The sequence below is a fragment of the Wolbachia endosymbiont (group B) of Philonthus cognatus genome, assembly GCF_947179345.1.
In the GTDB taxonomy this organism is placed as follows: Bacteria; Pseudomonadota; Alphaproteobacteria; order Rickettsiales; family Anaplasmataceae; genus Wolbachia.
This window is the reverse complement of record NZ_CAMXBG010000001.1, coordinates 175,242-189,808: the sequence shown is the minus strand read 5'-3', so window position 1 is coordinate 189,808 and position 14,567 is coordinate 175,242. Positions and strand designations below refer to the sequence as shown.

Sequence of the window (14,567 nt, the reverse complement as noted above, 5' to 3'; positions counted from 1 at the left end):
TAGTGTACCTTGATGGCTACGGTTGTAATACCAATTTTCATTCGGTCGCACACGCCCGTGATAGCCCTATTCCTATAGTGAGTAGGGTTATCTTTCCCTCTTATCTCTTTTATATCACATTTTTAACTTACAATTTTCATACTCTACTTCACCGTTATGAAATTTAAGTGTGAATCTAAGTAAACTGTCTAATTCACATATCTCCTTCTCTGGCTCATCAGGATTGCGTGCCACCATTGATGACTTATAGTTAATGCGTACATAATTCTCATCAGAACAATCGATGTACATGATCTTCTTGTCAGAATCGCTAGAAAGTACCTGATATTTTATTAATATACTATGTATTCGGATAGCAAGGAAAGCCATATACCCCGCTTGATTGCAGCTAGTAATTAATTCTTCTAATAGATTATCATTTGGAATTTCTGCTTTAGCATGTTCAAACATTTTTGTAAAAACATGTTTTGCGATTTGGCGTTGGTCATTTTGATTACATTTATCACGAAGCTGGCTAACGAAATTCTTGTCTATAACTTGACCATTAATTACAAAATCCATTCTAGGTAGGTCTTTATAAGCTACTTCACCAGACTTTACATCTTCATTATTCTCATTTGCCTTTACTTGACCCAGCAGAGATTGTGTTAGCTGAAATTCTAACGTAGTTACTGCACTAGATTTAGTATCAGAATTATTAACGCCAGATTCCTCTTGACTTTCATTACCTGAATCCTCAGAACGACGGCGCTCTTTTTCCTCTCGTTCTAAAATTTCAAACCCTTCTTCAGTTCCCGAATCCCTAGAATCTGATTTCTTTAAAATTTTGTTTGATTCCTGTGATACAAAATCTGAACCTAACATGTTTTTCCTCTTAATTAGTAGCTAAGCTAAGTGTAGCATTAAATGGCAATTTTGTCAACTTAGCAAGCATCTCTTCGTAGTCTACCAAGTTTTTATCTATTAACAATCAATATAATTATAATAAATTATTAAATGATAGACTACTATATTTAGTATACAGACCTTTCCTTGAACACAATCTCTGCAGGCTCACCATTCTCAATTAAGCTTTTAGGTCTACAGCAGTATGTAACTGTAGCTGCAATAAGACAACAAGCTGCAACTGCTATTCCTACCGCTAACATTTCCAAGTAAACTGCAACAGCCACCCCTGAAACAATACCAGCTATTGCAAGCGCAGAAGCAGCTACAACATACTTCTTTGTATTTTGTGGATTTTTTTTGAGGCCACTTTTGCTGCTTTGCTCATTAATTCTTGGCAATTCTGTTTTTGGCTGTCCATTTCCGTTAGCAACTTGTTCTACATGCTCAGTAGGTTGATTAACGTTAATATCATTATTAACATCTTCAATTTCAATCGAAAGGAATTCATCTTCATCATCACTTGTTAATTCTTCTCTTAAAGTACAAGGAACAGAATTACTAGAAACAGTACCATTAGCTGTTGCTTCAGCTTCCACTGTGTCAATTACAGATATTCTTGTTTCATGACCTTCTTCACTAATTTTTTCAAATGGAGAATTACTATTAGAGTCTGAGGAAGTTCCGGCAGAGCAATCACTTTTATTACCTTCAAGGTTAGAAAAATCATCCTCCTCAGAACTCAGTGATGGTGAGCTTTCTTTAGACTCTACCAAAGGAGCTTCTTGGCTACTTGCAGTAGCTTCTACATCATTGCCTACTGATAATTGCTCGAACTCGTTTTTAAGAAATGCTATTATTTGTGCAAGATCCTCTTTCTGATTACCCTCTCCCAAACTTGTCATCTTGTCATTTGCTTGACCTAAGAGCTTCTGTAAAGTGGATTTATATACACTATCATCTACTTTTCTTAATAAATCCATCACATCAGCAAGATCAATGCTACTGACAGCACTAGATAATTTTTCTTCTATATTTTTAGGCATTTTACCCTCCTCACAATTATTACCTATAGCTTCTTCTATTGAAGCCTCTTCATTATTCATAATATTCTCTACTTTATCAACAACGTTTCTTTGCGGCTGTTGATTATCAATATTTTTGGATTCTGGATCTTTTTTAATATTTAAATGCAAAGGTGTTTTATCATCTAAACCTTCAAGAAATTTTGTGATTTTTGATTCACTAGAAGATTTTTCCCTGTTTTCTTCCTTTACCAAATATAAACTTTTCGTTCCTACCAGATCTAAAGCTGTTTTGCCATCTCTATCTTGAATGTTCCAATCAGCTCCCTTGTTTACAAGTAATTTTACTATTTCAAATTTATCATGGTAAGTAGCCCAATGTAAAGCTGTTCTGCCATGCCTCTCATCTTGAATATCAATCTCAGCGCCATTTCCAATAAGCAAGCCCATTAATTCTAAATTATCACGTGCTACAGCATAATGCAAAGGTGCAATTCCAGAATTATCTATACTATTAATATCAACAACTTTACGATTAACAATTACCTCTGCCGCTTTACTTTCAGGAGCTAAGTGTATAGCATAGTGCAAAAGTTTAGATGAAAAAATAATTCTACCTTCAGCCTCAGTATTCTTAAACCTATTTAGTATCACTTCCACGCATTTCTGATTACCAACAAAAGATGCCCTTTCAAGTTTTTTACATATATCATCCAAAAACATAGTATGATTCGGCTTATCCAAATGCTCTAATAAAAACTTAATATAGCATTGTCCACCAACACCAATAAGTAGCCTATCGAGCTCTTCATCTTGCGTAAATAATATACTTTTATGCGTTTCTGCATATCTTTCCACAAGCGTATCATTAGCTGCAATGGCTAGTAGTGAAAGCTCTTTTACTGAATAATTATAATAACCATTTGTTTCATCATAGCTATTATTCAACAGCACATTGTGCATATGATCAGTCAAATTAAGCTGTTGAGAGCAAAAATCCTTCAAATTACCACAATTCAAATCAGTAATAAATCTATCGCTTTCCTCTATATTATTTATAGTTTTATCTAAATCTGTGTAATCACCATAATTTTTTGCTTTATTTATAACGTCTATTAATCCATCAAAGGTTAAATTTTTAGGGATAATGGTAAATTCTTCTTCATTATGCCTTGGTTCTATATTAACCTGATCTTGAGGCCAAAATAACTCTGTTGCTACAACTGCTGTAACTTCTGCAACACCTACCAATACATTCGCAACATTACCTAAAATGCCTGGATCAGTAACTACTTTGTTTGCTACTTCACTACTATCAGATGAACTCTCAGTAATAGACAAGTCTTCAGCAGCAAATGACTTAGGTCCTTCATTCATATTTTTCTCAAGAGTCTCTGTAATTCTATTATCCTCATCTTCGAAATGCCTATTTATTTCATCTAACAAACTTTTGCCATCAACTTTGTAATTCTCTAATTGTTCAGGAATAGCAAGTGTTACTTTGCCGTTTTCATACTCTACCTTACTATCTCGAAACTTAAGGGTGAACTCTAAAATAGCATCAACCCTGCATATTTCCTTATTCGTATCAAGTTCTCTAACAGGCATACTTGGACAATACTGAATATTGAGAGAACCTTGGCTATTATATACAATACTTATCTTTCTATCGTTGGCATGAGGCAAGCTTAGTTTATGCTTAGAGAATATAGGAGAGAGCTGCATTAACAAAGAGCCATCATACCCAGCCTGATTGCAATTAGTAATTAACTCTTCTAATATATTGTCATTTGGAGTTTCTGCCTTAGCATATTTAAACATTTCTGTGAAAACTTGCTTAGCAAACAGGCGGTAATTTGCATTTTCACTCGAAATTAAGTGATTGTGCTGGCAATATGACTCGTGAACATACGCTTTGCTTATTGTTTGCCCATTAATTACAAAATCCATTCTTTCCAAATCAAGTTGTGCTTGCTTGCCAGAATTTGCATTCCTATTATTCTCACCTGCCTTTACTTGACTTAGCAAAGATTGTGTTAGCTGAAATTCCAATTCAATTGCTCTGTTAGTATTTTGTCCTTCCTCAACCTCTGAACAATTGCCTGAATCTCCAGAATGACGATGCTCCTTAATTTCTTCTTGTTCTAAAACTTCAAATTCTTCTTCAGCACCTGAATCTCTGGAATGGCGACGCTCCCTTTCTTCTGCAGTATCTACTGCTGGCGGCATGAGCCCACCAAGTAAATTCCACCCCATGTTTTACCCCCTAATTATTAGCTAAACTAAGTATAGCATTAAATAGAAATTTTGCCAAGCAAGTTATTGAGCCTTTTAGCAAATAGACTTACGTCTTCCATCTCTTCACCTTCCACTATACAAGCTTGATAGAACAATAAGTAAATCATATCTCCAAGTGTTGGATTTTCACCATTTTCAGCGTGAGATTCCATTATGTTTCTTATCAAAGGATGCTTAATGTTAATTTCAAGTACTTTTGGCGTGCGGTAATTTAGCTGCTTCTGTTCACGTAAAAAACGCTCCATACGGAGATCCATAGTTCCTTCATCAACTGCTAGACACACAGGACTATCGGTTAATTTCTTAGAGATCTTTACACTTTTTACTAAGCTTCCAAGAACCTTGGTGAAGTATTCGAGTATAGAATCCGCGTTTTCTTCGCTTTTGTTTTCATCTGATTTATTTTCTTCATCTTTCTTACCTTCTTCTGAAGAGAATTTTTCTAAATCAACATCTGCACGAGTTACAGACTTAAATTTTTGATCTTTATATTCATGAATCACGCTAGTCCAGAAATCATCAACTGGATCAACAAATAGAAGCACTTCCAATCCTTTGCTGACGAATCCTTCAAGTTGTGGACTGTTTTTTACTGAATCGAGACTATTTCCTGTGAGATAGTAGATATGTTCCTGTTCAGGCTTCATTCTGCTTATATAATCATCAATACTAACTAGCTTATCATCACTGGTGCTATGAAATCTGCAAATGGAAAGCAATGCTTCTCTTTCATCAGTTGGCATAGCTTCGCAAAGACCTTCTTTTAACACCGCACCAAAATTGCCCCAGAATTTTGTGTATTCCTCTAAATTATCTTTTGCTTTTTTGCTGAGCTCTGATACCGCGCGTTTAGTTAGGGATTTCCTAATCTGCTCAACAACGCGATTATTCTGCAGTGTTTCTCTGCTGATGTTAAGAGGCAAATCTGGTGAATCAACCACACCTTTCAAGAAACGCAGGTATTGTGGTATAATTTGTACATTATCTTCAGTAATAAATACTTTATTGACATATAACTTTACAGAGCAGCGTCTATCTGGATGAAACAAATCATAAGGCTTGATAGAAGGAATATAAAGCAAATTCGTATATTCTATTGCACCTTCATTTTTATTATGCAGTATCATCCAAGGCTCACCACCTACATGCGCAACACCGCGGAAGAAGTCGTTGTGCTCTTCTTGAGTAACGTCATTTTTTGGCTTAGTCCAAATTGCAGCTTTGCTGTTTAATTTTTCACTTTTTCCCTCTTCATTTACAAACTCAACGGGAAAATTTATGTGGTCAGAGTAAGTAGTAACAATGTTTTCAATACGGAATTTGTCTAAAAATTCGCTTTCTTCAGGACGCATGATGAGCGTAATTTTTGTGCCACGAGAGATTTGACCATCTAATTTGCTGATTGAATACTCTCCATCTCCTTTAGATTTCCACACCCAAGACTCTTCTTCTCCGGCTTTCCTTGATTCTACTATAACTTCTGAAGCAACCATGAAGCTTGAATAAAAACCAACACCAAACTTTCCAATCAGCTCTACAGCTTGGCTCGAATCTTTATTATTCTTAATTGCATCCAAGAATTTTTGCGTACCAGAACTTGCAATCGTGCCAAGATTATCTATTAAATCTTGCCTGTTCATGCCAATTCCATTGTCGGTTATATACAGCTCATTCTTATCTTTATTGGAGCTAATAGTAATCTTCAACTCATCACTTGAATCTAATAAATCAGCATTTAATTGTGATTCATAGCGCAATTTATCACATGCATCTGATGCATTTGATATTAACTCACGCAAGAAAATATCCTTATTAGTATAAAGTGAATGAATTACTATATTTAGTACTTTGCCTACTTCAGCGTCAAATTTTAAACTTTCAGTTTCTTGTATGTTGTGCATTTTGAGCTCCATTATTAGCCTGCTATTCTAATAATTTAAGTATTGCACAGCGATCTTTCAAGGTCATATATGCTAAAATTTATGTGAGCCAATTTGTCATGCAAGCTGAAATGATAAGAAGAGGGTTCTGTTCCACAATTCTCTTTATTCTTAGAATAAGATATCTCTTATTTGCTTCAAAGATTTGTGAGTCTTTGATTCTTTTTCTTTAAAAGTAGTCTCAAGAGAAGTTTTAAGCTTTTCCCATTCTTCCTGACCGTTTAGAATCAAAGCGCTCTCAATCTTCTCCAGTGCTTTTTGAGGTGATGAATATAATTCCTCATACAAATTAGTGTTTACTGACTGTAGTATTACTAAAAATGTAAATAAATTCGGATCAATTTTCGTATAACATAGCTTTATTTTCTTTACGCAGTATTCTATTGCCTGCAATGATAATGAGAAGCTTTCTGCATAAAATATAAAGCTATCTATAATTAAGCTCTTTGATTTTTTCGGCAATTCAATATTTTGAAACAGCTTTCTTGTAAATTTCTCTATTGGCTGTTTTGGCAAATGCAAAGAGAGATCAGTAAAAGATTTTAGGCTGAAATTTGGTCCAAGTATTGTGCTGATTGCTCTTTGCACGTTACTTTTATCTTGACTAACAGAGATAATGAAAACCAGTCCCTCAACATCAAGCATGTACTTTATGGATTCTAAAAAATCGACAATGAATTTAGGACGGCATATATCAAGATTATCGACCATTATATAAATGTTTTTACCTTTTCTGATTTTGTTAACCACATCTGCTAGTTGTATTTTAAAATCTCTAATGTTCTCTTTTCTCCTTTGGAGAAGATTTAATTCACCCAAGACAAAACCTATGTCTTTCTTATCAGCCTCTTTTGCAGCATCGAGAAATACTGAAAGCATAGCGAGTGGAGATTTACTGATTAGTTTTCCTAATGTATTGAGAGAAAATAGTTCTTGGTTTATGTTTTTAAATTGCTGTATAACACTTCTTTTTACTTCGTATGATGCAAATAGATCCTCAAACAGGAAATGTAAAAAAGAAGGCAATGGTTGATCTAGCGCACTAATATCCCATGCGCTGTAATAAGCTGCAATTTCATTTTGCTGCTCTAGATCCTTTACCCATTCTTTCAAAAAAAATGTCTTACCCCACTTATCATATCCTTCTAAGGATACGATTGAAAAAGACTGATCAATTGTCTTAATTATATTACTAAATCTACTTGCAACTTGCTTATAGCCTAAGCAATCACCTTCCCAAGTTGTTACCTTGGGTAGATGTTCCGTTTCTTTTTTTCTGAAGGTTATTAGGGATGTAAGTTTTTTTAAGCACATACCTTACTTTATATTTAACTCATACTCTTGTCTTGACGTAAGCGCTATCTTCAGCGTCCCTTCATCTAGGTAGTCAATTTCTCCACCTATCGGTATACCGCAAGCAAGGCGCGATATTTTTACATTCAAATTCTTTAGCAATTCAATTATATATTGCGCAGTAACTTGGCCTTCTAATGTCGGATTGATTGCAATAATGACCTCTTCAATTTTAAATTCTGTAACTCTTTTGGGAATGTTATCAAGATTCAGTTCTTTTGGACCTATGCCATTTATTGCTGATAGCCTTCCACCCAAAACATGATACATACCTGAATATATATTCCCTTTTTCAAATGCCCATAGATCACCCAATTCTTCTACTACACACATTAACTTGGTGTCACGCTTTGGGTTAGTACAAATAGAACACGGCGATTTAGTATCTAGGTTTCCACAAATTTTGCACTCTATTATAAGATCCGCTAGCTCTCTAATCAAAGATGCAAGTGGTAGCATGACTCTCTCTTTGTTCTGGAGCAAATGTATAACTAACCTTCGTGATGATGATGGACCTAAACTTGGCAATTTAGAAAAAGCATGAACTAAATTCTTTATATTAATGTTCATTTAACAAATTCAGGATATAGTTTATAAAATGATAACATCAAACCTTTCGTAAAGAAAGCTTAGTTTGATTGGCTATGAAAAAGATTTCCCACTTTTTTTTAGAACTGTCTTGAAAAAATTAATGTAATCACAATCTACTGTAACCTAACTCTGATTCAGGTATAACTGAAATTATCTCACACATTTGCGTAGTTACTACGGTACTTCCTTTTTGAAAATGACGTAATTTATTTTTCAACATATTTCTTTCTTCCACATAACTGTCCGATTCTTTATTCAAATTAGAATTTTTTTCTTCATACTTGGAAAGTATTGTATCGATCAAATAATTAAAAAATAATATTAGACCTGTAGTGTTGGAGAGCAATTCAAGAGAATAATATAACATATCTTCACTCACTTCTTCATTTATTATGTCATGAGAATTTTTATACATTCTAAAACAAGAGCCGAAGGCTGCTAAGCATACGCAAGTAAGTTTTGTTTTGTTTAGGACGCACTTAATTCGCGCTAGTTTTTTATTATTATCTTCTAATTTTATACGCAACTCACTAATTTTATTACTATAGTGCTTAATAAATAATTCTATTGCCTCTTTGTTATTAGCATAATTATATGCTTTGTAAGATTCCTTATCCATAAATTCAGTATCTATATCTCTTGATTTTAGAAGCTCTTTGATTACTTCATTCTTGCCAAGAAGCACAGCTTCGTGTAGAGGTGTGTACTCACTTTCAACATCTTTCCTTCTGTTAATATGTTCACGAGTTAAGTAGTCGAAAAGAACTGAAACGCATTTTGAATTATTACCTTCAATAGCCAGAGTAATTACATCTCTTTCGTCTTTGTTCTTAGTATTAATAACTTTAGAAAGCGGCTTTTCATTCTCTTGCTTACGTTCAAAATATTTGTGCTTGTAAAACTCATTCGAACAGTATGGTTCCTTAAGAATAGACAAAAGCTTTTTTACAAAATCAGCACGATTTTTTTTTATGGCCAAATGTAAAGGTGTGTCCTGATTTTTCTTATCTTGCAACAATAAGGCATCATACAAACAGCCCTCTTTATATAGAGAATCAATCTCTTGGTCAAAATAGATATCTTCTTCTTCTCCTTCACAGATATTTAATAGCCGTGACCCTATACTTTCTGTAGTACTGTAATCAATTGCAGAGCTACGTTTCACTTTAGATTGATAAAGGTTTATGTTCATACTACCCCTGCCTTTAAACAACCCAGCTATACCTCTAAACAGTTCAGCTATACCTGATTCACTCCGAGTGGCACAAGGTGTTTCATCTGGAATGTTAATCTCAACATTTTCACTAGAAAAAAGTTCTAAAACATGCGAGCTGCTTCTTCTACTGGAAAAAGGCACATCGTTCTTTTTATCTTTAATCTCAGCACTCTTTGCATTCAAAGAATTTAGAGAGTGAGCTAAACAATCAAGATCTGTAGCATTTTTAGACTCAAGGTCTTCTGCTTGAAAATTTGCTGCAGTGTTTATTTCACCTTTCATATTTCTTTATTTTACAGGGGTTGCATTTCAGGTAGGGTATCTCATCTTTAAAATTTTTCAACTCTATTTAAATTTTTTTAAAATAGTTTTTGATAAAAATATTTATGACACTAACTTTTTGGTTCTCTTGTTAAACTTTTACAAGACAGAATTATTTTATAGCTAAAAAAATTACTTCCGCGTATTTTGAATCCAATTATAATTACAATTAGAGATATTTATTGAGCTCAAAAATCTATCTTTGTCTGCAGACCTTTTTATTAAACTCATAAAAAATGTATTCTTCAGTGTATACTTAATTTCTGTCATGTGTGCGCTGCATTTTTTTTCTAATCTTTTTTACAGGGGGATTTTATGTCCAGAATTCCAGATATTTGACCTTTACTTTAGCTAATAAAAACCAACTGGTACCTGCGGTTTTTATAGCTACGTTTCTCAAACGAGTTTCAAATGAATAGATTTCTTGCATAACTGGAATTCAAAAGTTGATGTCATTCTAGCGCGTGACGCTAGAATCCAGTCCTTTTGTGCGAAAAACGTTGTAAAGTAACTTAGTTGGATCCCAGTGGGCTTTTTAACTGTTGAAGAAAAAATATGCCACAGAAAATGAAAGTCAGTAACCAAAACGAATATAACAAATTCCTTGAAAAAAGGGGGAATATTTTTCGTTACATCGATGAAGCTATCGAAAATTGGTATGAAAATAGTCCAAAAATGCAGGGCGGCAACTATATTTATAGTGATAAAGTTGTGATTTTGGTGCATATAATCGTTAATCTTTTTAGAATTGGCTTAAGACAAACAGTCGGGTTTATAAAAGGGTATTTGCAACAAATAGGAAAAAATTTGCAGCTATTCACAAGCATCAAAAAAAACTTAATATTAAGATAAATGATTGCAGGATTGATAAAAGCAACATGGAAAATATTGAAATTATCATAGATAGCACAAATTTACAGTAACACTCCTGGCCACAGTAAGGAAAACAGTGCAGATAGAAAGTACCGAAGCTACGAGCAAGTAAGAAAGTTACATGTTATGTTAAGTGTGAATAGTAAAAAAGCTATAGATGCAAGATACAGTAATGGCGTCTACTCTGACCACTTGCGATTTGCTTGAAGAAGTTAATTTTCAGCACAAAATAAAAGCATTATATGCAGATAGGGCATACGATAGGCAAAAACTTTATAAATTGTGTAAGAAATACGATATAAAGACAAAAGTTCTACCAAAAAAGGATGCAGCAGAACATTCAAAAATAGATTATATGTCTGACAGAAATGCTGCTATTAGGTTAATAAAATTATATGGACAAGATGGTGTAAAAGAGTGGAAAAAGGAAGCAATTTATGGAAAAAGATCTTACATAGAAGGATTTTTCTCAAGGTTGAAGCAAGTATTTGTTTAGGAATAAATCTGAGATAAATCGAGAAAAAGAACTAAATGCTATTTGCTCAACAAATTCACTGGTATTGGTATGGCTAAATTTGAAATCATTACATAAATTTGTCGTAAACCATCACTGCTTAAGGTGCTATCCAACAAAGCCATCCTAGACTGGGATGACAGAAGAAGAGTATTTTAGGTAACAGCTGTTTACTCCAAAGTAATGTTGCAAAAGGTCTAACATATAAATTATAAGACTAATATAGAATATACCTTGCTAAAAAAAAAAAAAAGTATAACCTTTGATAAGGTATGCAGGCAAAAGTTCTGTAACTTGGTCAGGTCAGAAATGAAGCAACCATATCAGAATCTTTTTGGGTTGCATACCTATTTGTACTATTTGTTTTATTCTAGGCTATGAACATAGCATTAAAATATCGTCCTAGTAGCTTTAAAGATTTAGTAGGTCAAGATATATTGGTGCGTATACTAGAAAATGCTTTTACTCTCAACAAAATTCCACAATCTATACTGCTTTCTGGTAGCAGTGGAATTGGTAAAACCACCACTGCAAGAATAATAGCTTTATGTTTGAACTGCTCATTGGGGCCAACTTTTGAACCTTGTGGATCATGTACAAGTTGTCTGGCAATAAAAAATTCAAGCCATCCAGATGTAGTTGAAATCGATGCGGCAAGTCACACTAGTGTTGAGGATGTTAGAGCGATCTTGGGAGATATTTGCTATTTACCAATAAGTTCTAAATTTAAAGTTTACATTATAGATGAAGTACACATGTTATCCAGTAATGCATTTAATGCATTACTTAAAACTCTAGAAGAACCACCATCTAGCGTAAAGTTTATTCTAGCAACTACAGAAATAAAAAAGATACCAATAACTGTTATTGCACGTTGTCAAAGGTTTGACTTACATAACATTCCTTCAGCTAAGATAATGGAGCGTTTAAATGATATTGCACAAAAAGAAAATTATTTTATTGAAAAAGAAGCATCGGAATTAATTGCGCACCACTGTAGCAATTCAATGCGTAACGCTTTATTTTTGATGAATCAAGCAGTGCTATATAGCAAAGATGGTACAATATCCACTCAAAGTGTTACAGACATACTTGGTCTAGTAGATAGAAACGTTATATTTGATCTACTGGAAGCAGTATTAGACAGTGATTTACAGAAGGCTTTGTTAGTATTCGACAATGTGGTAAAAACAGCAAATCCGCTCAATATTTTTGAAGATCTACTGCAAACAATCCAGTTAATATGCCGTTTTTTAATTACAAAAGAGATTGATACAGAATATGAGAAGAGCAGAGTAAAAGATTTGAGTGCAAAAAAGTCTTTAATATTTTTTTCGAGATTGTGGAAGGTGCTGCTTAAGGGTATTCAAGATATAAAGGTTTCAACATGCAATGAAATTGCCGCTGAAATGATATTAATTAGCCTTTGTTATCTTTCTGATTTGCCTTCTCCGGAACAGGTGATCAAAAAAATTCTTTCACAGAATGTAGAGCAAGGAAATAGACAGGGCAGACCTGTTGCACCTTCCCCCCCTGTCATCCAAGTAGCTGACTACTCGGATCCAAAAAAATATGTGGAAAAACCCCACTCTGTCATCCCAGTGCGTGACACTGGGATCCATGTGAAAAATAAACAACAAAATTACGATTTTGATAAGATTTTGCAACTATTAAGGCGGAGTAACCAAATTTATCTTTACAAACAACTGTGTAGTAATCTAAAATTAATAGATTGTAAATTTGGGTATTTAAAATTAAAAGCTGTATCTAACTTGAACAGTAATTTTTGTAATGACTTGAAAAGTTACTTAAATCAAGCTACTAATCAGGAGTGGGTTATTATAGTTGATACGAGTTATATGAATAGGGAAGTGAGTAATTTAAATTATGCACCTGTAGTTAAGGATATATTAAATACGTTTAAAGGTGCAAAGGTAGTTAATATAGAAAATAAGGAGTAGGTTGTGGATTTCAGTCAAATAATGAAGCAAGCGCAAGAAATGCAAAAAAAGCTTGCGGAAGCCCAAGAAAAATATATTGGAAAAGAGTTTCAAGGTATTTCTGGTGGTGGCAAAGTTTCTGTATTAGTGGAAGTTATAAAAATAGGTGGCTATAAAGCTAAAAAGGTAAACATAGACTTAGAGCTTATGAGAAATGAAGAAAAAGACATAGTAGAAGATTTAGTGACAGCAGCGTTTAATGATGCCATTAAAAAAGCAGAAGAAGATATGGCAAATGCAACCTCTGATCTTGCAGGTATGATGGGGTTACCACCTGGATTTAAACTTCCTTTTTAAATTTACTACTGAAGTTTGACTTAATGCAGTAACTAAGTGTTTTCCTTTTATACTAGTACTTCCATGAAGTACATTCATATTACTGCATGAATATGCAGCAATTCACAATGATGAATGCAGATCAGAAGATAAAAAGACATTAGTGAAATAGGTGTCAGAAGATCAAGAGTAAAAAAAGTAGAGTAACTCTATTTATTAATTAATAAAATCTTTGTATTTTCCTAAAAGTTAGTTAAGATACAGAAGGTTTTGTGTTATTAAGTTAGCACTTGACTTAACTTTAGTTATTATTTAGACTGCTAAAGTGGAATTTTAATTTTTTTAACGAGGGCAATTATGCATTATAAAAAGTTTTTTTCGGCAGCTGCTTTAGTGACGTTGCTAAGCCTATCAAACTCTGCTTTTTCATCAGACCCTATTGGTCCAATAAGTGATGAAGAAACTAGCTACTATGTTCGTTTGCAATATAATGGTGAAGTTTTACCTTTTAAAACAAAGATTGATGGTGTTACATATAAATCAGGTAAGGACAACAATAGTCCCTTAAAAGCATCTTTTCTAGCTGGAGGTGGTGCATTTGGTTATAAAATGGATGATATTAGGGTTGATGTTGAAGGACTTTACTCACAATTGAGTAAAGATGCAGATGTAGTAGATACTTCTCCAGCAGTTGTAGAAAGTTTAACAGCATTTTCAGGACTAGTTAATGTTTATTACGATATAGCAATTGAAGATATGCCTATCACTCCATATGTTGGTGTTGGTGTTGGTGCAGCGTATGTAAGCAATCCTTTAGTAACAGAGGTTACTGGTGATAAAAAATCTGGATTTGGTTTTGCTTATCAAGCAAAAGCTGGTGTTAGTTATGATGTAACCCCAGAAATCAAGCTTTATGCTGGTGCTCGTTATTTTGGTTCTTATGGTGCTAATTTTGGTAAGACAGCTAAAGATGATGGCGGAATCAAAGTTCTTTACAGCACTGTTGGTGCAGAAGCTGGAGTAGCGTTTAATTTCTAGTCTATCTTTGTCTTATTATCCCAGTGGGTTTTTCTTGTCATTCAAGTAGCATGACACTGGGATCTAGAAAAAAGAAATGTGAATTCCAGTGTTTGAGCACTGGAATAACACATTATTTATTTAATGTAGTTTTTATCGTTACACGCTAGCAATGTTAATCAGGTAGCTGATACTGAAGTGTATTGCTACTAAGATCTCAATTAGATGTAAAATTGTGCTTTTTTAATTAAAGCTTGA

General features: G+C 33.8%; 9 protein-coding genes, 1 other RNA gene and 1 pseudogene. 5 read left to right on the top strand and 6 right to left on the bottom strand.

Annotated features, from left to right (window positions below):
• Nucleotides 1–114: 114 nt before the first annotated feature.
• The 6 genes from ONG78_RS00825 to ONG78_RS00800 all read right to left on the bottom strand — a co-directional run bounded on the left by ONG78_RS00825 (nt 115) and on the right by ONG78_RS00800 (nt 9,590).
• The gene (locus ONG78_RS00825; RefSeq protein WP_264377455.1) at nt 115–864 is read right to left on the bottom strand and encodes a hypothetical protein; all 750 of its coding nucleotides are present in this window, start codon (nt 862–864) and stop codon (nt 115–117) included.
• Nucleotides 865–1,013: 149 nt separating this feature from the next.
• Nucleotides 1,014–4,166: an ankyrin repeat domain-containing protein gene (locus ONG78_RS00820; protein WP_264377454.1), complete on the bottom strand. Its 3,153-nt coding sequence runs from the start codon at nt 4,164–4,166 to the stop codon at nt 1,014–1,016.
• Between the two features lie 38 nt (nt 4,167–4,204).
• Nucleotides 4,205–6,109, bottom strand: coding sequence for a molecular chaperone HtpG (gene htpG / locus ONG78_RS00815; RefSeq protein WP_264377453.1), 1,905 nt, complete (start codon nt 6,107–6,109; stop codon nt 4,205–4,207).
• A gap of 150 nt (nt 6,110–6,259) precedes the next feature.
• Nucleotides 6,260–7,462, bottom strand: coding sequence for a KAP family P-loop NTPase fold protein (locus tag ONG78_RS00810; RefSeq protein ID WP_264377452.1), 1,203 nt, complete (start codon nt 7,460–7,462; stop codon nt 6,260–6,262).
• 3 nt (nt 7,463–7,465) lie between these two features.
• The gene (gene recR / locus ONG78_RS00805; RefSeq protein WP_264375250.1) at nt 7,466–8,065 is read right to left on the bottom strand and encodes a recombination mediator RecR; all 600 of its coding nucleotides are present in this window, start codon (nt 8,063–8,065) and stop codon (nt 7,466–7,468) included.
• A 133-nt stretch (nt 8,066–8,198) separates the two neighbouring features.
• Nucleotides 8,199–9,590: an ankyrin repeat domain-containing protein gene (locus tag ONG78_RS00800; RefSeq protein ID WP_264377451.1), complete on the bottom strand. Its 1,392-nt coding sequence runs from the start codon at nt 9,588–9,590 to the stop codon at nt 8,199–8,201.
• A gap of 594 nt (nt 9,591–10,184) precedes the next feature.
• On the opposite strand from ONG78_RS00800, the pseudogene ONG78_RS08070 reads away from it, so the two are divergent.
• The 5 genes and pseudogenes from ONG78_RS08070 to ONG78_RS00770 all read left to right on the top strand — a co-directional run bounded on the left by ONG78_RS08070 (nt 10,185) and on the right by ONG78_RS00770 (nt 14,330).
• Nucleotides 10,185–11,094, top strand: a pseudogene (locus ONG78_RS08070) (transposase).
• Between the two features lie 184 nt (nt 11,095–11,278).
• Nucleotides 11,279–11,377, top strand: an RNA gene (gene ffs, locus ONG78_RS00785) — signal recognition particle sRNA small type.
• A 16-nt stretch (nt 11,378–11,393) separates the two neighbouring features.
• Nucleotides 11,394–12,977, top strand: coding sequence for a DNA polymerase III subunit gamma/tau (gene dnaX, locus ONG78_RS00780; protein ID WP_264377448.1), 1,584 nt, complete (start codon nt 11,394–11,396; stop codon nt 12,975–12,977).
• Nucleotides 12,978–12,998: 21 nt separating this feature from the next.
• Nucleotides 12,999–13,313 carry a YbaB/EbfC family nucleoid-associated protein gene (locus ONG78_RS00775; RefSeq protein WP_006013488.1) on the top strand — a complete coding sequence of 105 codons (315 nt, stop codon included), beginning with the start codon at nt 12,999–13,001 and terminating at the stop codon, nt 13,311–13,313.
• A 336-nt stretch (nt 13,314–13,649) separates the two neighbouring features.
• Nucleotides 13,650–14,330 carry a P44/Msp2 family outer membrane protein gene (locus ONG78_RS00770; RefSeq protein ID WP_010407060.1) on the top strand — a complete coding sequence of 227 codons (681 nt, stop codon included), beginning with the start codon at nt 13,650–13,652 and terminating at the stop codon, nt 14,328–14,330.
• Nucleotides 14,331–14,567: the final 237 nt, after the last annotated feature.